This is a genomic window from Gammaproteobacteria bacterium, from assembly GCA_029881255.1.
GTDB lineage: Bacteria > Pseudomonadota > Gammaproteobacteria > S012-40 > S012-40 > JAOUMY01.
On sequence record JAOUMY010000001.1, the window covers coordinates 942,135 to 961,003 of the forward strand.

20 protein-coding genes are annotated in these 18,869 nt (G+C 47.4%); 16 read left to right on the plus strand and 4 right to left on the minus strand.

Annotation, left to right across the window (positions count from 1 at the left end; all coding sequences use genetic code 11):
• The first annotated feature begins 4 nt into the window (after positions 1-4).
• The 7 genes from OEZ43_04355 to OEZ43_04385 all read left to right on the plus strand — a co-directional run bounded on the left by OEZ43_04355 (position 5) and on the right by OEZ43_04385 (position 5,504).
• Positions 5-274 (plus strand): HPr family phosphocarrier protein, encoded by a 270-nt coding sequence (locus OEZ43_04355; GenBank protein ID MDH5544800.1) that lies wholly within the window; start codon positions 5-7, stop codon positions 272-274.
• A gap of 86 nt (positions 275-360) precedes the next feature.
• Complete coding sequence (gene mgtE / locus OEZ43_04360) at positions 361-1,716, plus strand: magnesium transporter (protein MDH5544801.1); 1,356 nt, start codon at positions 361-363, stop codon at positions 1,714-1,716.
• A gap of 129 nt (positions 1,717-1,845) precedes the next feature.
• Positions 1,846-2,139, plus strand: a complete 294-nt coding sequence (locus OEZ43_04365; GenBank protein ID MDH5544802.1) for a DUF3047 domain-containing protein — start codon at positions 1,846-1,848, stop codon at positions 2,137-2,139.
• A gap of 102 nt (positions 2,140-2,241) precedes the next feature.
• A complete protein-coding gene (locus OEZ43_04370) occupies positions 2,242-2,814 on the plus strand; it encodes a cupin domain-containing protein (protein ID MDH5544803.1) in 573 nt (190 codons plus the stop codon).
• Between the two features lie 149 nt (positions 2,815-2,963).
• A complete protein-coding gene (mtnB, locus tag OEZ43_04375; protein MDH5544804.1) occupies positions 2,964-3,590 on the plus strand; it encodes a methylthioribulose 1-phosphate dehydratase in 627 nt (208 codons plus the stop codon).
• Between the two features lie 8 nt (positions 3,591-3,598).
• Positions 3,599-4,129, plus strand: a complete 531-nt coding sequence (locus OEZ43_04380; GenBank protein ID MDH5544805.1) for a TRAP transporter small permease subunit — start codon at positions 3,599-3,601, stop codon at positions 4,127-4,129.
• Positions 4,122-5,504 (plus strand): TRAP transporter large permease subunit, encoded by a 1,383-nt coding sequence (locus OEZ43_04385; GenBank protein MDH5544806.1) that lies wholly within the window; start codon positions 4,122-4,124, stop codon positions 5,502-5,504. The genes OEZ43_04380 and OEZ43_04385 overlap by 8 nt, the downstream gene beginning before the upstream one ends.
• A gap of 6 nt (positions 5,505-5,510) precedes the next feature.
• Here the strand turns inward: OEZ43_04385 and OEZ43_04390 are convergent, their stop codons facing one another.
• Both OEZ43_04390 and OEZ43_04395 read right to left on the minus strand, forming a co-directional pair.
• A complete protein-coding gene (locus tag OEZ43_04390; GenBank protein ID MDH5544807.1) occupies positions 5,511-7,160 on the minus strand; it encodes a FapA family protein in 1,650 nt (549 codons plus the stop codon).
• A 79-nt stretch (positions 7,161-7,239) separates the two neighbouring features.
• Positions 7,240-8,115, minus strand: coding sequence for an SDR family oxidoreductase (locus OEZ43_04395; protein ID MDH5544808.1), 876 nt, complete (start codon positions 8,113-8,115; stop codon positions 7,240-7,242).
• 39 nt (positions 8,116-8,154) lie between these two features.
• Between OEZ43_04395 and OEZ43_04400 the strand changes: the two genes are divergently transcribed.
• Positions 8,155-9,180, plus strand: coding sequence for a CDP-6-deoxy-delta-3,4-glucoseen reductase (locus OEZ43_04400; protein ID MDH5544809.1), 1,026 nt, complete (start codon positions 8,155-8,157; stop codon positions 9,178-9,180).
• A gap of 7 nt (positions 9,181-9,187) precedes the next feature.
• Here the strand turns inward: OEZ43_04400 and OEZ43_04405 are convergent, their stop codons facing one another.
• Positions 9,188-10,171 carry a TIGR00341 family protein gene (locus OEZ43_04405; GenBank protein ID MDH5544810.1) on the minus strand — a complete coding sequence of 328 codons (984 nt, stop codon included), beginning with the start codon at positions 10,169-10,171 and terminating at the stop codon, positions 9,188-9,190.
• A gap of 173 nt (positions 10,172-10,344) precedes the next feature.
• On the opposite strand from OEZ43_04405, the gene glcD reads away from it, so the two are divergent.
• The 8 genes from glcD to OEZ43_04445 all read left to right on the plus strand — a co-directional run bounded on the left by glcD (position 10,345) and on the right by OEZ43_04445 (position 17,644).
• Entirely contained in the window at positions 10,345-11,802 is a 1,458-nt protein-coding gene (gene glcD / locus OEZ43_04410; protein MDH5544811.1) for a glycolate oxidase subunit GlcD, read from the plus strand.
• Positions 11,803-11,840: 38 nt separating this feature from the next.
• Positions 11,841-12,902 carry a glycolate oxidase subunit GlcE gene (glcE, locus tag OEZ43_04415; GenBank protein ID MDH5544812.1) on the plus strand — a complete coding sequence of 354 codons (1,062 nt, stop codon included), beginning with the start codon at positions 11,841-11,843 and terminating at the stop codon, positions 12,900-12,902.
• 137 nt (positions 12,903-13,039) lie between these two features.
• Entirely contained in the window at positions 13,040-13,300 is a 261-nt protein-coding gene (locus OEZ43_04420; GenBank protein MDH5544813.1) for a hypothetical protein, read from the plus strand.
• A 75-nt stretch (positions 13,301-13,375) separates the two neighbouring features.
• Entirely contained in the window at positions 13,376-14,653 is a 1,278-nt protein-coding gene (locus tag OEZ43_04425; GenBank protein ID MDH5544814.1) for a citrate synthase, read from the plus strand.
• A gap of 86 nt (positions 14,654-14,739) precedes the next feature.
• A complete protein-coding gene (locus OEZ43_04430; GenBank protein MDH5544815.1) occupies positions 14,740-15,336 on the plus strand; it encodes a glutathione S-transferase family protein in 597 nt (198 codons plus the stop codon).
• Between the two features lie 143 nt (positions 15,337-15,479).
• Positions 15,480-16,268, plus strand: a complete 789-nt coding sequence (locus tag OEZ43_04435) for a hypothetical protein (GenBank protein ID MDH5544816.1) — start codon at positions 15,480-15,482, stop codon at positions 16,266-16,268.
• Between the two features lie 79 nt (positions 16,269-16,347).
• The gene (locus tag OEZ43_04440; GenBank protein ID MDH5544817.1) at positions 16,348-17,139 is read left to right on the plus strand and encodes a dioxygenase; all 792 of its coding nucleotides are present in this window, start codon (positions 16,348-16,350) and stop codon (positions 17,137-17,139) included.
• An 85-nt stretch (positions 17,140-17,224) separates the two neighbouring features.
• Positions 17,225-17,644, plus strand: a complete 420-nt coding sequence (locus tag OEZ43_04445) for a hypothetical protein (GenBank protein ID MDH5544818.1) — start codon at positions 17,225-17,227, stop codon at positions 17,642-17,644.
• Between the two features lie 46 nt (positions 17,645-17,690).
• Here the strand turns inward: OEZ43_04445 and OEZ43_04450 are convergent, their stop codons facing one another.
• The gene (locus OEZ43_04450) at positions 17,691-18,599 is read right to left on the minus strand and encodes a delta-class carbonic anhydrase (GenBank protein ID MDH5544819.1); all 909 of its coding nucleotides are present in this window, start codon (positions 18,597-18,599) and stop codon (positions 17,691-17,693) included.
• Positions 18,600-18,869 lie beyond the last annotated feature (270 nt).

Sequence of the window (18,869 nt, forward strand, 5' to 3'; positions counted from 1 at the left end):
TAAAGTGCTGACAAAAGACGTTACCATTATTAATTTATTGGGTTTACATGCGCGCGCGGCGGCAAAGTTTGCGACACTGGCGAATAATTTTTCGGCCGACATCAAGGTCGTGCGTGGATCACGTGAGGTTAACGGTAAAAGCATAATGGGTTTGATGATGTTAGCAGCCAGCAAAGGTACGCAACTCACGCTCATTATTGATGGTGATGACGAACAACAAATGCAGGAAGCTATCTGCACTCTGATCAATAACCGTTTTGAAGAAGACGAGTAGTCCTGACTCACGCCTGATATAATCGCCCATCCGTTGCCGACGTGAATTGTGTTCGGCTTGTATACGGCATTCATCACAGATGGCACATGAATCAGGAATCAACAGAACCCAAGACCGAATTTCGTGATGAGCTGAATCACCTGCTTGGGCAGCGTGATGAGGCGGGTATTGCGCGTCTGATTGCTGATTTACACCCTGCCCAGCTTGCTGATTTACTTGAGTCACTCCCGCACGATGAGCGCGCCCAGGTTTGGGATCTGACCGATCCGGATAAATTCGGCGATGTACTCCTTTTCGTTAACGATGCCGTTCGCTCTGGTCTGATCGAGCGACTGGACGAGCATGCGCTAATCGCTGCTACCGGTAATCTCGAAGCAGACGATCTTGCTGACATTCTGCCAGATCTCCCTGGGTCGGTTATCAGCGAAATCCTGCAATCGATGGATGAGCAGGATCGCCAACGCCTCGAGACAGTTCTCAAGTATCCGGAGGATACCGCTGGCGGTCTGATGAATGTGGATACGGTAACCGTCAGACCAGATGTTTCGTTGGAAGTCGTTTTGCGATATTTGCGATATCGAGCCAGTTTGCCTGATATGACCGACAAATTATTCGTGGTGAATCGCCAGGATATCTATCAGGGCTATCTTAGTCTCGCGGATTTGGTATCCAAAGACCCCGAATTGACGGTTGCCGACGTGTTGAGCAATAGCATCGACCCGATTACCGTTGATACAGAAGATGGAAAAGTTGCGCACTTATTCGAAAAACTGGATCTGGTGTCCGCACCTGTTGTGGATACTGATGGTAAGTTGCTTGGTCGTATCACCATCGATGACGTGGTCGACGTAATCCGCGAAGAGGCCGACCATACCATTATGAGTCGTGCCGGTCTGGATGAAGAGGACGACATGTTTGCGCCAGTGGTGCGTAGTACCCAGCGGCGCACTGTCTGGTTAGGTGTAAACCTTTTGACGGCCTTGCTTGCGTCCTGGGTAATCGGCTTGTTCGATGCCACGATTGAGCAACTGGTAGCCTTGGCAGTATTAATGCCCGTCGTGGCCAGCATGGGAGGCATTGCGGGAAGCCAGACGCTGACGCTGGTAATCCGTGGTCTGGCTTTGGGCAAAATCGGCACGACTAACCAGAATTTACTGCTTAAGAAAGAACTGTCAGTTGGCGCACTCAATGGCGTCATGTGGGCGACAGTGATTGGTTTTGTCGCCTATGTCTGGTTTGAAAGCGTGGGCCTGGGCATCATTATTGGTTTGGCGATTCTGGCAAATCTTATTGTTGCTGCGTTTTCTGGAGCGACCATTCCCTTGCTGCTCAAGCGGTTTGGCGCCGACCCGGCGCTTGCAGGTAGCGTCGTGCTAACCACCGTGACTGATGTGGTTGGTTTTTTCGTCTTTCTTGGTCTGGCCGCGGTGTTCCTGGTGTAACCAAGCCCCATTCCGCTGCGGTTATCCTCTTCGCCACAATTAACGTGTCGTATCGTGATGAAATAGAAGATGTGGTGACGTGCGGCGGTATCGTTCGCTTATGGCATTTCCCACGCTTTGCTGATATCCATGAGGGTTGTTTGTGCTGCAGATCTCAATAGTTGCCCCAATATCCTGTTGACGCCTATGGATTTTGCCGAAGGTGACACGTATTCTTTTAAAAGCAAAACTCTCTATAAGATTACTCAGATCGACGGTCCCATGGCCCTTTTTGCCAAAAAACACAATGTGGGTATAAACCTGAAGACTGCGTTTGCTGAGGAATTTACGCATATCAACGGTATTGCTGTATGGAGCGACACCGATAATTCGGGCTCTTACACCCTTGGCTACTATGGCAATCTGATGTTTTCTGGCGAATAATATGCCTCTTTCAGGAAGTCTCCGAATAGGTCAGATTAGCGACGAGGGCATATTCAGAGGCTCGCTGGCCACCAGGACAGGAACACAAGGGGAGAAAAGATTATGGCACGTATTATTTTTGCGGACGGCAGACAGGAAACCGATATGGCTGTCATAGAGCCGATACTCGCAAATATCGGTGTTGCACTCAAACAGTGGCCGACGCCTGAGGCTGATGATATTCAAGACCTGTTAGAGAGCAAGGCGCTTGATGATGGGCAAAAAGAAGCCGTGTTGAAATCAGTCGACAACCGATTCGAGACTCTGAAGCAGGAATATGGCTATACCACTCGCGATATGATTGTGTTGCACGAAGATATTCCAGGTTTGGGCGAAATTCTCGCTAAATTTGAATCCATTCATTATCACACGGATGACGAAGTACGCTACATCGTTGGAGGTAAGGGCTATTTCGGATTTGTAGACGGCGAGGGTACCCAAATGTTAGTTGAGGTGGTTGCCGGTGATTACATCAATGTGCCCGCCAATGCCGAACACTGGTTTACGTTAGGCGATTCCAGACGTATAAAAGCCGTGCGTTATTTTATAGATACCAGTGGCTGGACGCCGGTTTATACCGAGCGCCCCTTGCAGTTCGATGAGTCTAATCTGCCTTGGAGTGTCACAACAGCCTAAGACCGTTGAGGTGTTCCAACTTAGGTCGCCTTGCGCGGATTGATAGCGTAGATATTCACTCGAAACGATATTTACTTCTCTTTCGGTGTTGGTGACCGTTTTTGTCTTGTTTTTGTCACAGGTGTTGGCAAGTCAGAGGATGCACATAAATGACGCAAAAACTCAATTCACTGAGTCCTTGTGAAGGGCTCACCTGCGCCGCCCGTGATTTTCATCAACGTGGTTGGATGGCTGGTACCGCCGGTAATATGAGTGTACGCGTAGATGAAAACAGTTTTTGGCTTACCGCCAGTGGTAAGCCCAAAGGTAGCCTGGATCAGAAAGACTTTGTTAAGGTCTCGCTGAATGGCGATCTTATTGAGGAAGTAGCCGTAGGCAATAAGCCTTCAGCAGAATCAAGCATACATCAGGTGGTGTACCGTCTTTTCCCAGATGCAGGGGCCTGTTTGCATGTACATAGTGTTGACGCCTATATTGCTACGCGTCGATTCTGTACTGAAAATCTTCAGATGATGTTGCCAGATATCGAAATGATCAAAGGATTCGATGTGTGGGAACAAAACCCAGGCATTCTTCTTGATGTTTTTGAGAATCATCGGGACGTAAAAAAAATTGCCGCAGACATTGAGGCGCGTTATCGGCAAACCAGCCCGCGTATCACTGCCTTGATGATACGAGACCATGGTGTTACGGTGTGGGCACCGGATCTGCAAACGGCCTACAATCGTGTCGAGATACTGGAATTTATCATGTCGTTTATGGCCAGATCGGCCTGACTATATTCATGCTGGATAGACTGAGACAATTCGCTTCCATAGTTGAACAAATCACCGAATGGACGGGACGGCTGATTTCATGGCTGGTTTTGTTTATGGTGGTGGTGATGTTCATCGTTGTGGTACTCCGCTACATGTTTAATGTGGGTTGGATTGCCATGCAGGAGTCCGTGACCTATGCCCATGTTCTGGTGTTTATGTTGGGTACGGCATTCGCCATGAAACACAATCAGCATGTCAGGGTGGATATTTTCTATCAACGCTATTCTCCTAGTGGACGAGCTTGGATCAATATTTTTGGTAGTGTATTTCTATTGCTGCCGGTAGCTGTCTACATTTTTTCCAGCTCTTATGAATATGTTTTGGATTCTATTTCACTTAAAGAGTCTTCCCGTGAAGCAGGGGGCTTGCCTTTCGTCTATTTATTGAAGTTACAGATGCTTATTATGGCTGGCCTGCTGGTGTTGCAGGCACTAGCAGAAATCATTCGTAATGCATTCATTGTTGTCGGCATCGAACAGGAAGGCGAGCATGGCTGAGTATATTCCACTCGTCATGTTTGCCGTTGTCTGTCTGGTGTTGCTACTCGGTTACCCAGTCGCATTTACTTTGGCAGGTACTGCTTTAGGTTTTGCATGGTTCGGTACTACCTTGGGCATGTTTGACGCAGCATTTCTCGACGCCTTGCCCAATCGTCTGTTTGGGATTATGACGAATGAAACGTTGATTGCAGTTCCTTTGTTTGTTTTTATGGGCGTAATGCTTGAGAAATCCCGTGTAGCCGAATCTTTGCTCGATAATATGGCTTCACTTTTTGGTAACGTACGAGGCGGCCTGGGATATTCTGTTGTGCTAGTGGGTATGTTGCTCGCTGCGAGTACCGGGATTGTCGGTGCAACTGTCGTTACCATGGGTTTGCTGGCATTGCCGACGATGTTGAAGCGTGGTTATGATCCTGCGCTTTCATCTGGTGCCATATGCGCTTCCGGCACATTAGGTCAGATTATTCCGCCATCGATTGTCTTGGTCTTGTTAGGAGATGTGATGTCGTCTGCCTATCAGCAGGCGCAATTGGATATGGGGATTTTTTCGCCTGATACAGTCTCTGTGGGTGACTTGTTTGCAGGTGCGTTAATTCCCGGATTGTTATTGGTCGCCTTTTATATACTTTACTTGGTGATCATTGCCTTCATCCGTCCAGATAAAATGCCGCGTCCTGAAGCGGTATCTGCGACAGACAATAGTGCGGCGTGGCGTCATCTCCTTAGAGGCCTGTTGCCGCCTTTGTTGCTTATGGTTGCGGTTCTCGGTTCGATTTTAGGCGGTATCGCAACACCGACAGAGGCTGCATCGGTAGGCGCGGTTGGTGCGATCTTGTTGGCGCAATCACGTAAACAGCTTAACTGGAAGGTGCTTTTCGAAGTCGGGCGGCAAACGACGCTGGTGAGTAGTATGGTGTTTATGATACTCATCGGCGCGTCGATTTTCTCGCTGGTGTTTAGAGGTTTCGGTGGTGATGAGCTGGTAAAAGATTTATTGAGTGACTTGCCTGGCGGCGCGTTCGGCGCGATGTTGATCGTTATGCTGATTATGTTTTTGCTCGGTTTCGTTCTCGACTTTATCGAAATCATTTTTGTGGTGGTGCCTATCGTCGGGCCTGTGTTGCTGGCGATGGATCTTGATCCAGTATGGCTGGGTGTCATGATTGCGTTAAATCTACAGACATCATTTTTAACGCCGCCTTTTGGATTCGCTCTTTTCTACTTGAGAGGCGTTGCCCCGGCAGCGGTTACAACACTGCATATCTATCGAGGTGTCATTCCATTTATTGTGATTCAGCTATTCACGCTGATGATGGTTGCCTGGTGGGGAGATTTGGCAACTTGGTTGCCGAGATGGTTGTATGGGGATTAGCGCAAACTACATAAACGTGAGCTTGCCATCACGAATGCGGAATGTTCGCGTGGTCGCCATTTCTCGGAATTCCTTTTTTAATTTTCCAATTTGAATAGTGCATGCCGGATGGATCTGTCGGCCGATGACGATACGGCCGTTGACGAGTCTTCGTAGCTCTAAGCGCAGCAATTCCTTCTTGTATTTTAGTCGATCGAGTTCATCTTCCATGATGCGTACTTCTCTTCTCGCTTCGTTGTAATCGCCTGGATTGAATGAGGCTAGATCCTGGTTCTGCATGTTGAGCTTTTTGGTGCGCATAAAAATCTGAGATTGGTTTTCTTCTATCTGACGATTTAGCTGTTCGATATTCTTGTGTATCTTCTCGTCTGCGGAAACTTCGATATGGGTTTTTGCTCCAGCAGGAGAGCCAAATGTGTTTGCTCTAACCAATATGCCAGAGCGTATGTGGCCACCTATGATGTGCCCGGATTTTGCCGACTTGCTTCCAACGATGATTTCATTGGTGGCGTATAATTCACTTCGGATGGATTGTTCACGTATCATGATGCAATCACCGGCAACTAGCTTTATGTTTTCCACATAGTTGGCGAGTATGCTTCCTTCCGCTGTCAGAATGCTAATGTCGGGTTTTAACTGTCCTTGTTGATCATATATATCGCCATGCCCTATTACCGATTGAGCGATTTGAATGTTTCCACCAGCAACTAATGTGGCGGCCTCGACGATGCCAGCGACGATGATATCGCCGGTGACCTCGATTTTCATGCCTGGCGCCACATCCCCGTTTACGACAACGCTACCGTCAAATACGACATTTCCGATAGACATATCGATTTTATCGTAGGTGATGATTTTCTCTACGACGACACCGTCTTCGACTTGAATGGGCTGTCCAGTATCGAGAGCGATAAGCAGATTCGCGTCATTAGTGTGCGTTTGTACGCCATAGAGTTTGTTGGAATAGAAACTGTCTATCCCATCTCTAGGCGATATGACATTGCCAAAAATATCCTTGCCGTCTTCGCCTTTGGTTGCAGGTATGCGGCGCATGAGTTGCGTACCCGCTTGCACAACCTGAATGTCTCCAAGGTCTCGAAAATCGATCATGCCGTCTTCCCGGATTTGCGGCATCCGAGATTTTGTCTCAGGAATAAGTGAAACGAACATGGCGTTTTCGCCAGGTTTGGGCAAGGTTCCCTTCGCTACAACGACATTTTTGCCTTCGCCCTTAGCGATAAGCTTAGCCACGGTTTGTTTGTTAATGCCGTGGATGATGCTCCGTTCAACGAGCATGCGATAAATATCGTTTTCGGTGACGTGTTTGCCGCCGTAAGCACGAGTTAGATGGACAACAGCGGACATATGGTCGTCGGTGACTTCGACCTCCGCAACAGCATCGCGTTTTTCCGCAATGGGAATGAGGCGCTTGCTATGCACATGGTGATTGTATAGTTCAACCAATTTTTCAATGGATTCATCGAGTGGAAATAGATATTCGAATCGCTTACGGGCGATTTGCCTTTTTACCCAATCAGTATCGATATGAGCGTCCTGCTCATATTGATCAGGCAATAGGGCAACCAAGTATTGTTGGTCTTTGGTTAAACCAATTCTCAACATATTGGTGTTGGGCTTGGGAGCTGGAGCTTCCATTCAAAGAGATCCGTTCGATTTTTGACTAGTCAAGATCATATATCGACAATTTGCCCCAAAAATTCAGGACAGAAGCGCACTAAATCGACAGTTTTAGGCCTGTTTCCAAATCAGTGGCTTGGAGGGTGAATCCGAGATACCTTACAAGTTTATCACTCTTGATTCTTTTGTTTTCAACAAGATAGGAAATCATCTCAGGTGACATGGTGCGCCTGGCCTGTTCCCAGTCGACTCTCTCAGGAGCCGGGAGCCCGGCGAGTTGAGCGATTCGGCTAAAGTAATCCGTCATTGTTGTGGGTTTATTGTCGGAGAGGTTATAAATTTCATTAGGCTGGCTGTTTCTTAGCGCAAACAGGCTGGCTCGAGCCAGATCCTGTGAAAATATGCGGTTACTTGCTGGCGCAAGATCCTCGCGCAAGACCGTCATGCCTTTTCTGATTCGTTCCAAGGGTAATTTCCCTGGGCCATATATGCCGGTGACACGAAAAATTATCCACGGGCAGGCACTGGATTCGCACCAGTTACGGACTTGTTCCTCAGCATCGTAGCGGCGTTTCCCGCGGTCTGTTTGTGGTGCGGCGGGGGTGTTTTCGTCTATCCACTCCCCATTGCTGTCGGCATACACTGCCGTCGTACTGAAATACAACACTTGTGATGGGCGTATGTGTTGTTGCGACATATGAGCGAGGAATCGTTCTACTCTCGAGTCACGCAGGGAATTTGATGGTGGTGGCGCAAGATAGATAATTTGCGCGGCAGACATATTTGGCACAGACTGCAAGGATTCCGCTTGATCGATGTCGCAAACATGGTGAATAAATCCATCATGAGCAATGACACGACTCGCTGTGCGGGATAAAGCATGAACACGTCTGCCCTCCGCCAGGGCATGTTGCGCGATCAACTGTCCAACATAGCCATAACCTATGATATAAATGTCTGCATCTTGCTTCATGTGAATACTTCCAATCTGTCATCATCAAACGGTAGTTTTATGAAATATACAATAAAGGTTGAACCCAGCGGTCATGTTTTTGAGGTCAATGAGGGTGAAAAGATACTTGACGCTGCATTGCGCCAGGGTTTTGCATTTCCCTATAGCTGTCGTGGTGGTGCCTGTGGTTCCTGCAAGGGAAAAATAGTTGAAGGTGATGTGGAATATGTAGATAGAGAGCCGCGTGCTTTATCTGAATACGACAAACAGACCGGCATGGCGTTGTTTTGTCAGGCGCGACCGACGGCTGATATGGTAATTGAAATGCGTGAAATTAGCGCAGCGAAAGATATCCAGATAAAAATACTGCCCTGCCGTGTATCGAAAATGGAACGGCTTGCGCATGATGTCATGCGACTCTATTTGAAACTTCCACAGGTTGAACGCGTGCAATTTCTTGCCGGCCAATATCTCGATATTTTACTTCCTGGTGGTAGACGGCGAAGTTTTTCTCTGGCCAATCCTCCGCACGATGATGAATTGTTGGAATTGCACATACGACGTGTCGAAGGTGGTGAATACACGCAACATATTTTTGAAAAAATGAAAGAAAAGGATTTATTGCGCATCGAGTTACCGCTTGGAAATTTTTATCTGCGCGAGGATTCAGGTAGACCGATTATTCTAATGGCGGGTGGAACGGGTTTTGCGCCAATTAAGGCGATTATTGAACATGCCATCGCGGAGAAGACCTCACGCAAGATTTTTCTGTATTGGGGCGTGCGCGATAAAGCGTCATTATATCTGCCGGATTTGCCGCAGCAATGGGCAGCTCAGCACGATAATATCTCTTTTATTCCAGTATTGTCGGAACCGAAACCGGAGGATAGTTGGCAAGGAAGAACGGGCTATGTACACCAGGCCATTGCCGAGGACTTTTCGGATTTATCTGATTACGAGATATATGCCTGTGGGCCACCGGTGATGATTGAGTCTGGGCAGACGACGTTCGCTGGGATGGGTTTGAAAGATGATAATTTTTATTCGGATGCATTTAATTATGCAGGAGACACACCTACTGCATAGCGTTTGACTATTGTAGGGTGCGCAGATAAATAACACCGATTAACAGACCTAGAGATAACAACCATACAATTATATATAACCACATGGATTGCCGAGCGCGCCGCTTTTCCAGCCAGGTGCGTGGTCGTATTCCGCGATAAAGAAAAACCAGTTTGGCGGAAAGGTTAACGCAAACGATGTTTACTGCTAGCAGTATCAAAGCCCCTAATGCTTGATCCCATTGCTGGCTACCTACCATCAGACCAAAAGTCGCTGTTGGTGGTAATAGAGCCACCGCAACCATTACACCTACAAGAACGCTGGATAGTCCGGTAGTTAAAGATAATACAGCGGCGGCACCAGATGCCAATGCCAGAGCAACTGAGTCCAAGCCTACAACAGTTCGTGCGTGCAATTCGCTGCTCTCTAAATCAACCGGCCAGAGCAAGGCAATGCTGATCGACAACAGTGTGGCCACAGTCAAACCACCGAGATTGGTGACGAGGGCCTTGCGTATTAATTCTCCATCGCCTAGCGCTGTGCCTAACGCAAGCGCGAGGTTAGGCCCAAGCAATGGTGCGATAACCATCGCACCGATGACAACCGCAACATTGTCTTCGATTAATCCGATCGCTGCGACGATGGTAGAGAAGAATACGAGAATAAGAAAATTGCTATCGAGTCGCGCATTTTTTTCAACGTTGTTATACAACTCTTCGCGCGACGTGGAAGTACCTTTTGGAGACGGCTCGGCGTCCTCGTCTTTCTTTCGTCGAGGTAGGCTGACTTCTGGCTGTATGATCACAATGCGATAGTCTTCGCTCTTGGCCAGTAAACCCTGCAAGGCATCGAGTACGGGCTGTGCATTTTCTGCTTCAACAAGAATACGACAGGCGCGACGGTCATCTTTTCCTATTGGACCTTGCCAATAATCCACTACGTGAAAGTGCTCGGCAATACCGGTAATGGCGATGTTGTAACTTTCATTGGCGACGACTTCAATTATCTTCATGCGACAAGGTCTGTTTGGATTTAATAGAAAGCCATTTTAACGACTTTTTAGCAGACTTTCCTCCTGCTATTTCCCTTAAGAGCTATGTGCATGAACTGGTCGTGGATCAAGACGACAGAACCAGAATCGGCTACAATAAACAGCCTTTTTAAGAACAATTCAACCTACGCAGCATGATTGATAAATCGACGTTGATAGCCGAACTGCAGCGCATTGTTGCCTGGGATGCGGTGTTATATGAAGCAGAGGACTTGCGTCCCTACGAATGTGATGGTTTATCGGCCTATCGCAAATTGCCTATGGTCGTTGTTCTGCCTGAAAAGATAGAGCAGGTGCAGGCTATCATGCGTTTATGTCACCAGCACGAGGTGCCTGTGGTCGCGCGTGGAGCGGGAACAGGTCTTTCAGGTGGGGCCTTACCGCATGAACAAGGTGTTTTACTCAGCCTGTCCAAATTCAAAAATATTCTTGCTCTTGATCCGGTGAAACGTACCGCTGTTGTGCAGCCAGGTGTGCGCAATCTCGCGATCTCACAGGCAGCGAACATTCATGGGCTCTACTATGCTCCCGACCCGTCGTCACAAATTGCCTGCACCATCGGCGGTAACGTTGCCGAAAACTCTGGTGGCGTGCATTGTTTGAAGTACGGATTAACAGTGCACAATATTCTGCAACTCAAAATAGTTGCCGTCGACGGCGAGTTGTTGAACATCGGCGGTAGCGGTCTCGATTCACCCGGGTATGATTTGCTGGCGTTGATGACAGGCTCCGAGGGAATGTTGGGCATTATCGTCGAAGTCACAGTAAAACTTTTGCCAGTACCGGAGCGCGCCCAGGTGTTGCTCGCAGCATTTGATGATGTGGTTAAGGCTGGTGAAGCAGTTGGCAATATTATCGCTGCCGGTATTATCCCCGGTGGCCTGGAGATGATGGACAAACTGGCGATTAAGGCAGCTGAGGATTTTGTGCACGCGGGTTACCCTGTCGATGCTGAAGCGATTTTGTTGTGCGAGCTAGATGGGACGAATGAAGAAGTCTCGCAACAGATATATGTCGTACGCGATGTGCTCAAAAACAGCGGTGCAACAGAAGTGCGAACCGCCAAAGATGAGCATGAGCGCATGATATTTTGGAAAGGGCGCAAAGCCGCCTTTCCCGCAGTTGGACGCATCTCTCCCGACTATTACTGTATGGACGGCACTATTCCACGCAAACAATTGCCTCGTGTCCTCAAAGAAATCGCGGGCTTGTCTGAACACTATAATTTGCCCGTCGCAAATGTATTTCACGCGGGTGACGGCAATCTGCACCCGTTGATTCTTTACGATGCAAACAATCCTGGCGAGTTGGAACGCACTGAGGAATTTGGCGGCAAGATTCTCGAGTTGTGCGTAGAGGTCGGAGGAACCATTACGGGTGAACACGGCGTGGGCATGGAAAAGATAGATCAGATGTGTGTGCAGTTTGCGCCCCAGGAGCTGGAACAATTTCATGCGGTAAAGGCGGCATTTGATCCGCAGGGTCTATTGAATCCAGGTAAGGCGGTACCGACTTTACATCGTTGCGCAGAATTTGGCGCGATGCACGTACACAAGGGTGAATTGAAATTTCCGGAACTGGAGCGATTTTAGTGGAGCGGAATGTCTGCGCGAATTTTTAAATTATGAATATGAACACAGATCATAGCCAGGTATTGCAGCAACAGGTTCAGGATGCATTTGAACGAGGCGCGGCGCTTAAGATTGTTGGCGGCAATACAAAGACATTTTACGCACGGCAGATAGAAGGTGAAGTGCTTTCCACATCGTCGCATAGTGGAATTATTTCCTATGAGCCGACGGAATTGGTGATTACCGCGCGCGCGGGCACTTTACTGCAGGAGCTCACTAATACGCTGGACGAGAAACACCAGATGCTCGGATTCGAACCACCCGCATTTGGTGAACTGGCAAGCCTGGGCGGAACCGTTGCCTGCAATTTTTCGGGACCACGTCGCGCCTATATGGGGGCGGCGCGCGATTTCGTACTGGGTTGTCGCATCATCAACGGTAAGGGTGACATTCTTTCCTTTGGCGGTGAGGTGATGAAAAATGTTGCAGGTTACGATGTTTCCAGACTGATGGCCGGCGCGATGGGGACGCTCGGGGTGTTGCTCGAAATATCGCTCAAGGTCTTACCGAAACCTGAGCGAGAAGTGACGCAAGTCCTGGAGTGCGATGCACCCTCTGCATTGGAAAAAATGCATTCCTGGGCTCGGCAACCGTTGCCAATTTCGGCGACCTGCTTTGCTGATGGTCAGCTTTTGGTGCGGCTATCAGGTTCGGTGAATGCTGTTGATGTCGCAGCGAAACGTCTCGGCGGCGATACCCTGGCTGGTGGGCGCGAATTTTGGCGCCTATTACGTGAACAACAACTGGCTTTTTTCAAAACAGATCAGCCGATCTGGCGACTGTCACTGGCATCTGACGCCCCCCCGTTGTCGATAGAAGGGGATCAGCTTTATGAATGGGGAGGCGCCTTACGTTGGATACGCACGAGTGCAGGCGCGGAAGTAGTGCGTAGCAGTGCGTCGGAATTTGGAGGCCATGCGAGCGTTTTTCGAAACGCATCAATCGAGGCGGATGTTTTTCATCCTTTGTCTGCTGGACTTGTACAAATCCATAAAAATCTGAAACAGGCCTTCGATCCCGGTGGAATACTAAATCCAGGCAGGATGTACCCAGGGCTGTAGTCTCTCATGCAGACTACCATCGAAAAAATTCTAACATCATGCTAAAGATGAAACTGCTGCAATTGCAACAGCAGAAAAAAGTAGATGTTTTTCACAGAAACGAAAAATGCTGACCTTACAGGGTAGCGAGAAATCGCTTGTTGCGGCGCAGTGAGTTATCACATGTCGGTTATCAATTGGCAGAAGTTAAGGAAGCGCCTCTCTGTTTTGGTTCGGTAGGTACTTATTCGCTACTACAGGCGAAACTGTCTCAGGAACTGTTGTCAAATAAACGGGAATCCCTGCTGGCTGATAAGCCTCAGTTGATTGCAATAGTCAATATTGGTTGTCAGATGCATATGGCGAGCAAGGCCGATGTCCCGGTAAAGCATTGGATAGAACTGCTGGATATCGAGTAGTGCCGTCGTTAGACGGTACAAACCTTGAATAGTTGTCAGGATTAATCTCAACCTATTCATGTCAAAGGGACTTTTATGGATAAGACAGTTACCTTCACCGACAACAGTACCGGTAAATCTGTTGATCTACCCGTGTATAGCGGTTCTCACGGCCCGGATGTGGTTGATATCACCAGTTTGTACAAGCAAACCGGGATGTTTACGTTTGATCCTGGGTTTCAATCTACGGCGAGCTGTCGAAGTTCAGTAACCTATATTGATGGTGACAAGGGCGAATTGCTTTATCGTGGTTATCCGGTAGAACAATTGGCGGAAAAGAGTAGTTTTCTGCGTGTGGCCTATTTGTTGATGTATGGCGACCTGCCGACCAAGCAAGAGCATGAGTCGTTTATCTACGAGATTGGTCAACACAATATGATCAAGGAAAGCCTCAAGCGTTTTTATGATGGCTTTTATCATGATGCCCATCCTATGGCGATTATGGTCGGAGTTGTCGGTTCACTTTCAGCTTTCTATCATGACTCTCTCGATATCTACGACCCCGAGCATCGTCGCACAGCAGCCTATCGTTTAATTGCGAAAATGCCTACGATTGCCGCTGCGTGTTATAAGCACAGCATTAACGAACCTTTCGTTTACCCGCGCAACAATATGAGTTACGCCGGGAATCTGTTGAATATGATGTTTTCCGTACCGACAGAAGATTATGAAATGGATGCGGTGGCCGAGAAGGCGCTGGACCGCATATTTATATTGCATGCCGATCATGAACAAAACGCGAGTACCTCGACGGTGAGGTTGGCAGGTAGCTCTCAAGCCAACCCATTTGCCTGTATTGCTTCAGGTATTGCAGCCTTGTGGGGACCGGCCCATGGTGGGGCGAATGAGGCAGCACTCGATATGCTGGAAGAGATCGGTGATGTTAAAAGTATTCCCAAATTTCTGGCTAGGGCGAAAGACAAAAATGATCCATTTCGCTTAATGGGCTTTGGTCATCGTGTATATAAAAATTATGATCCTCGGGCAAAAATTATTCGTGAAACTTGCCACGAGGTATTGAGTAAGCTCAACTGTAATGATGATCCACTCTTTGAAGTCGCATTGCGTCTGGAAGAAACGGCTTTAAAAGAGGATTACTTTATCGAACGTAAGCTATATCCAAATGTGGACTTCTATTCTGGTTTGATCTACAAGGCGATTGGCATCCCAACCAATATGTTTACCGTTATGTTTGCAATTGCGCGGACTGTTGGCTGGATTGCTCAATGGATGGAGATGATCGCTGAGCCTGATCAGCGCATCGGCCGTCCACGACAGCTGTACACTGGCAGCAAGCGTCGCGACCATCCATAAAAGCTGAAGCAGTTTTTTACGCTAGAACCTTTTGTTTCGAGCTAGCATAATAACGTCGTTATTATGATGATACGAAAGGTGTAACCATGATTGTTTACGGCGATATCTTATCTGGCAACTGTTACAAGGTTAAACTGGTCTGCGCGCTATTGGACCTTCCTCATCAATGGGTCCATGTGAGTATTCTGGCAAAGGAAACCAGGACCGATGAATTTTTAGCAAAAAATCCCGCCGGCCAGATTCCCCTATTAGAAACTGACGATGGAAAGTTTCTGGCTGAATCAAACGCAATCTTACACTTTCTTGCCGAAGGCAGTAGTTTGTTGCCTAAGGATAGGTTCCAGAAGGCCAAAGTGTTGGAATGGCAATTTTTCGAACAATATAGCCACGAACCTTATATTGCCGTTGCGCGATATATCGCCAAGTATCTGGGTTTGCCACAAGAGCGCCAAGCAGAATATGACGCAAAGCAATCTGGTGGGCACAAAGCCTTACAGATTATGGAGCAGCAATTAGTGTGCACGCCATATCTCCTTGGTGAGCAACTCACTCTCGCCGATATTTCTCTGTTTGCATACACCCATGTCGCCGACGAAGGGGGTTTTGATCTGAGTCGATATCACGCGATTACTGAGTGGGTTAAGCGAATAAAGAGCGAGCCCAAGTTTATTGCTATGGCGTAATCAAAGCTGGATTGCGGGACGGTGTTTCGCGCTGCGCCTGACGTTGAATCGCCTGTAAACGCCTTGTAAGAGTATCCACGTAGCATTGATAAAAAATCTCATTTTTGAATAACGAAAAATGATATTGAGAGGCTTTGGGGCTTATGCTGAAAAAAATATACATCTACTTTCTCATTACAGCGGTAATGCTGGCTTGTACGCCTACCTATAATGTGTCCGACATAAAACTGAATACAGCGCTTCTCGATCGATACAATAGCCTTTCTATAGAAGACAAATTTCTTCGTTTTGAACAGGGAGGGTTTGAATTTGCCTGGAGAATAATGAATCAATCCACGAATGATATCTATATCGATATGGCAGAGTTTGAATGCGTGAATTCTCAGAATGAAAACGCGATAAGCAAAGTGGCGTTTGTTCCCGGTCGAACGCCATCGCAGTTTTCCGATGATGCCTACTATATCGATAAAACGGTAGGAACCGTCGTGGCAGTGTTGGGCGTGATCCTTATCATTGGTGTGTTAGCTGCGATTTTCTCTGATGACGACCAGGATGATGCGCCGGTACAAGAACACCAGAGTCATCAATATGCCAACCATGAAAGTCATAGGCATCACTATGATCACAGTTCGGTTGAAGTGAATATCATCAACAGCGCAGCGGTTACTGTCGTCGATTCCTATGGTGACCAGGGGCGAAGTATGACTGTAAATGATGATTACGGTCGAGTAGATGATAGTGTCTATTTTGTAGATGATTCCAAAACGCTGAAATCCGGCGTTAGCGGTGTTTTTAGAATACGTTGCCCCATAATCCCCTATGTCGGAGAATCGAATTTGGTGGTGAAAGCAAAGTTGGGTGATGAAATGGTTAAGAGAAATTATCAAGTATTACGTAAAGACATTCAATCTGAAGAATGGGATGAAATCTGATTCGTGTTTCAAAAACATTTATGCTAAAAATAATTGCGAGACGCGTTGGTTTATACTGAATCCTTAGTGAGGTAGATAGTTGCCACGAAAAGCATTATTTGTTTCCCATGGTGGTGGTCCCCTACCTTTATTAGGGGATGTTGGACACCAGGATCTCGTCAGCTGCCTGAAACGTATTGCCGGTCAGATAGATAAACCGTCGTTGATTGTTGTGGTCAGTGCGCACTGGGAAACTGCTGTACCGCATATGACCGCAGCACCACAGCCACCTCTGCTATATGATTATTACGGTTTTCCTGAGGCGTCTTATCGCATCACTTACCCGTGTCCGGGTAGTCCGGCTTTAGTCGATGCGCTCCAAGCCATGTTGTCAAAAAATGGGTTTGAGTCGATTGCAGACAGGGAGCGCGGATTTGATCACGGGCTGTTTGTACCGTTGAAGATTATGTATCCGGAAGCGGACATTCCCTGTGTTCAGCTATCACTTTTTGAAGACCTGGACGCCGAAAAACATATCCGGCTGGGCAAGGCCTTGCAGCAGATTACGGACGATAACATTCTACTGCTGGGTTCGGGTTTTTCATTCCACAATATGAAAGCATTTTTCGCCTCCACATCTCCTGAGACAGAGAATATGAACAAGGTTTTTGAGCGTTGGTTAATCGAAACCATGTCGAGTAAAGACATTAGTGAGTCAGAGCGGCGCAAACGACTTGTGCAGTGGGATGAAGCACCGCACGCGCGTTATTGTCACCCCAGAGAGGACCATCTCCTACCGTTACATGTGTGTTACGGGTTTATGGAACGTCCGTGTTTGCAGGCCTATGAGATATCTGTGCTGAACAAAAGAGCGAGTATGTATCTTTGGTAGCCTATCGTGAATGTTTTTTGTTATGGCTAGTCGTTCGCCTCAAATCATGGTTGAGGGCTTGGATTAAATATCGTGGTGCATGTTTGTGAAAAAACTGGAAACAGATTTTGGTAAGTTTACATTCCTGGATGAATATATCGTCGTTGCCGAGGCATATTCTGGTGTCAATATTGATGCTTCGAAAGTCAGCCGAGCAATTGCGTTAATTGAAAACGAAATCAACGGCGACTACGCCATGATCCTCGATCGAAAATCCGATTATTCGGTTGTCCCTATTGAGGTGTATAACTATTTTGCCAGTGTAAAGCGTTTAAAGATGATCGCGATAGTAAGTTATCGTTCCCCCGATTTTCTGCCCAATAATATGGAAAATCGGATTTACAAGGGACGCATGAAAAAGTTTGCGAGTATCGGTGAGGCTCACAGCTGGATTAAAAAGTGTCTCGCAGATTTAACGCCAGAAAACTTGGTAACAACGCCTAATGACACAAAAGAGTGCGTCTAAGCCTTTTGCTATCGCTCGTCATTTTTCAATGACCAATAGTTGATTGCTAATGTATTGTTGATAGTAACTTCGGGTTTGTCACCAGCTCACGCACGCCATGCGCGTGGTCCTCTTTGAACACGTTCCCTTTACACCACTCCCCAACACTATTGATGTCTAGTTTTGCGCACTCTGGTCTAACACTCCAGGTAACCTGGTAAGGTGAGCATGATTGTTCAGAATATTTGGGGCCGGTCGTGGAGCCGAGAAATTCAACCGGCCTTCCAGTATTGGAAGGAATATTCTTGGCTTGATGCAAGCCTCTGCGTTTAAAGCCGCCATAAGTTAGATCGAGGAAATCCAAAGCCTTGTGATCATTTACCAGGGTAAATACCTGGGTCTCGACGCGAAGACTGGGATTGGAGCAGGTGTCGGTAACGCAAGCGCCTAATGTTGGGCCTGGTTTCACGTCACAAGAAGTATGCACCCAATGCACTTCGATGGTATCGCCGGGCTGCAGATCTCCATGTGCTCCGTTGCAAATGGCTTGTAGGGGAGAGCGCAATTCTTCTTTGCTTAGTTGTTTGCTGATACCGCATTGGTAACCACTGCCATATCCATCATGTCCATCTCCGGCATAAATAGAAAACGCGGCAGCTCTGTGTTCTGCGCTTTCATGAAAATGAATATTGCAAAGGTTTAATTTTTCTCGCGGTGGTGCGACTGGAAACACGGCGGGATTTAAACCTGCGCGTATGTCGATATCACGAGGAGTTTGCGGTCCAAATCCTTCACAGGCGGGACCAGTATTTCGATGTTTTTTTTCAGGTGCTTCGACGGTATGTGTTACGGCAGTCTGATGTGTATTTGGTTCGGCGTGTCCAGGTGAAGGATGATTTTCAGCAGCGTTGCAATTTACCGTATAAATCGCCAAAACAATAGAAATTGAAAGGCTTCCAAGTGTGGCGTAGTTCATCCTCTATCCTCGTAAAACAGTGCAAACACAGTATATTTCCTGGAATAGTAAACACCTTTTCTTGATTATGCAAAGGCATTGTAACGCCCTAATACAGGCAGTTTTCCTAGTAGTCGCGTTATTTAGGGGATATGTTGTCAGTTACAATTCCGCAAATCAGTCTGGAAGCGTCCAAGGAATGATTCGAAAGGCACGATTGTAAGCCTGATGTGATTTTTTACACTTTTCCTTTGTTGTTTAGCCGATAGTATGTGGTTAAATCCAAAGGGG

What these genes read in the sequence shown, in the direction of transcription:
- mgtE (MDH5544801.1), top strand. Translation starts at nt 361, where the DNA reads ATGAATCAGGAATCAACAGAACCCAAGACCGAATTTCGTGATGAGCTG.
- OEZ43_04365 (MDH5544802.1), top strand. Translation starts at nt 1,846, where the DNA reads ATGAGGGTTGTTTGTGCTGCAGATCTCAATAGTTGCCCCAATATCCTG.
- OEZ43_04370 (MDH5544803.1), top strand. Translation starts at nt 2,242, where the DNA reads ATGGCACGTATTATTTTTGCGGACGGCAGACAGGAAACCGATATGGCT.
- mtnB (MDH5544804.1), top strand. Translation starts at nt 2,964, where the DNA reads ATGACGCAAAAACTCAATTCACTGAGTCCTTGTGAAGGGCTCACCTGC.
- OEZ43_04380 (MDH5544805.1), top strand. Translation starts at nt 3,599, where the DNA reads ATGCTGGATAGACTGAGACAATTCGCTTCCATAGTTGAACAAATCACC.
- OEZ43_04385 (MDH5544806.1), top strand. Translation starts at nt 4,122, where the DNA reads ATGGCTGAGTATATTCCACTCGTCATGTTTGCCGTTGTCTGTCTGGTG.
- OEZ43_04390 (MDH5544807.1), bottom strand. Translation starts at nt 7,160, where the DNA reads ATGGAAGCTCCAGCTCCCAAGCCCAACACCAATATGTTGAGAATTGGT.
- OEZ43_04395 (MDH5544808.1), bottom strand. Translation starts at nt 8,115, where the DNA reads ATGAAGCAAGATGCAGACATTTATATCATAGGTTATGGCTATGTTGGA.
- OEZ43_04400 (MDH5544809.1), top strand. Translation starts at nt 8,155, where the DNA reads ATGAAATATACAATAAAGGTTGAACCCAGCGGTCATGTTTTTGAGGTC.
- OEZ43_04405 (MDH5544810.1), bottom strand. Translation starts at nt 10,171, where the DNA reads ATGAAGATAATTGAAGTCGTCGCCAATGAAAGTTACAACATCGCCATT.
- glcD (MDH5544811.1), top strand. Translation starts at nt 10,345, where the DNA reads ATGATTGATAAATCGACGTTGATAGCCGAACTGCAGCGCATTGTTGCC.
- glcE (MDH5544812.1), top strand. Translation starts at nt 11,841, where the DNA reads ATGAACACAGATCATAGCCAGGTATTGCAGCAACAGGTTCAGGATGCA.
- OEZ43_04425 (MDH5544814.1), top strand. Translation starts at nt 13,376, where the DNA reads ATGGATAAGACAGTTACCTTCACCGACAACAGTACCGGTAAATCTGTT.
- OEZ43_04430 (MDH5544815.1), top strand. Translation starts at nt 14,740, where the DNA reads ATGATTGTTTACGGCGATATCTTATCTGGCAACTGTTACAAGGTTAAA.
- OEZ43_04435 (MDH5544816.1), top strand. Translation starts at nt 15,480, where the DNA reads ATGCTGAAAAAAATATACATCTACTTTCTCATTACAGCGGTAATGCTG.
- OEZ43_04450 (MDH5544819.1), bottom strand. Translation starts at nt 18,599, where the DNA reads ATGAACTACGCCACACTTGGAAGCCTTTCAATTTCTATTGTTTTGGCG.